Genomic DNA, 576 nt, shown 5'->3' on the forward strand with positions numbered 1-576 from the left:
GATGATAGTCCAACTGTCTCGTCTTGGGCTTAACTACCTTCAAATAATATGTATGAAAATCGAAAGTCCCGACATAATGCCCCGCCTGCGCCGTGACATGTACCAAACAGTCCAATGGCAGGATTTTAAGTTTTTAAACCGCTTCCCCACCGGCAATTTAATGACGAGAATGACCCAGGACTTGGACCGCCTGCGGCATACCGTCGCGTGGGTTTCCTACCAGTTTATCGGAGCTATCGCCCTTTTCGCGGCGACGTTTATTTTTTACCTTTACATGAATTGGAAGCTCGCCCTCTGCATCGTCGTCATCACCCCGTTTATCCTGTTTATAAGCCGCCGGTTCGTAAAAAAAATCAGACCGCGTTTTTTGCTGCTTAGGCAAAAACTTACCGACCTTGGAACTTTCGTTACGGAAAACATCGACGGCAACCGCGTGGTAAAGGCCTTCGCCCGCGAAGAATACGAAAAGGAAAAAGTTGAAAAACAAAACGCCGAATTCCGCGACATAAGCTGCGAAAACGCCCTTATAACGGCGAGATACCAGCCGTTTCTTGATACCGCGAGCCAGCTCCTTAC

The 576-nt window shown here is 48.3% G+C and carries 1 protein-coding gene; it reads left to right on the forward strand.

Annotated elements, in window-relative coordinates:
• Positions 1–52: 52 nt before the first annotated feature.
• A partial coding sequence (locus tag ACYVTD_RS15755; protein ID WP_461248637.1) for an ABC transporter transmembrane domain-containing protein occupies positions 53–576 on the forward strand: 524 nt, incomplete at its 3' end.

This window comes from Treponema sp. R6D11 (assembly GCF_054786075.1).